Genomic DNA, 1,100 nt, shown 5'->3' on the forward strand with positions numbered 1-1,100 from the left:
CCCGGGAAGGCATGCTTGATCTTGTCCACATAGCTGGCCAGATCGATCTCACCACTTTGCACCTTCTGGAACAGGCCGACGCCTTCGGATACGAACGACGTGGCCACGGCCAGCACCGGGATCACGACTAACACCACGCACAGCAGCAAGGTGAACAACGCCACCAGGTTGCGCCGTTGCGGCCAGCGGGCCAGCAGCCGTTTATGGAAGGGATAGAAAACCACACTGATGGCACAGGCCCAGAAAATGGGCGCGAAAAAAGGCTGAATCAGCAGGGCAAAAACGGCACTGACCGCCACCAGCGCCCACAGGAACGCGCGCTGTTCCAGTTTTTCCGATATTCCCGTGTCCCGCATACCCTGCCGCTTCCCTGTGTCACGTGATTAGGTGTCATGCCAATAGAATCAATGACCCGCCATATGCGCTAACGGGGGATCAACCGCCCGTCAGCATGGTGGAGCCCAGATACCCCATGTACGCCACATAGACCACCAGCAAGGCGATACCGTTAGTCCGGGTAATCTGCCCCTTGCGGCCCAACACGCCGAAGCCCATAACGAACAGCACCAGCGTCAGCCCCATCATCAGGGACCAGTCCCGCTGCAATACCGCAGGATCCACCGACATGGGCTTGATGGCACCGGCGATACCGACCACCGCCAGGGTATTGAACAAATTCGAGCCTAGCACGTTACCAAAGGCAATATCGTGCTCGCCCTTGCGCACCGCCGCAATGCTGGAAGCCAGCTCCGGCAGGGAGGTGCCGATGGCCACAATAGTCAAGCCGATGATCAGGTCGCTGACCCCCAGGGATTGCGCAATCAGCACCGCCCCCCACACCAGCGCCCGGGAGCTGACCACCAGCAGGATCAGGCCCACCACCAGCCAGAACAGGGATTGTTTCAGCGGCAGCGGGTGCTCTGCCAGGTCGGTTTCCACTTCCCCTGCCAGCACATCCCCCTTGCCGGTCATGGCCGCATAAATGGACCAGCCCATCAGCACCCCCAGCACGCCGATCAGGATCCAGGCATCCATGCGGGAAATGTGCCCGTCAATCAGCTGGTAGCCCGCCAGCAAGGTAATCAGAGTGAGAATCGGCA

Annotated in this window: 2 protein-coding genes; both read right to left on the minus strand. The window is 60.2% G+C overall.

What is annotated here, in order from left to right; genetic code table 11:
* Positions 1-356 (minus strand): AI-2E family transporter (locus tag A3730_RS23795; protein ID WP_156501326.1); only part of this gene is annotated, 356 nt, incomplete at its 3' end.
* 79 nt (positions 357-435) lie between these two features.
* Positions 436-1,100 (minus strand): sodium:calcium antiporter (locus tag A3730_RS23800; RefSeq protein WP_063539123.1); only part of this gene is annotated, 665 nt, incomplete at its 5' end.

It is taken from the genome of Alcanivorax sp. HI0044 (assembly GCF_001634945.1).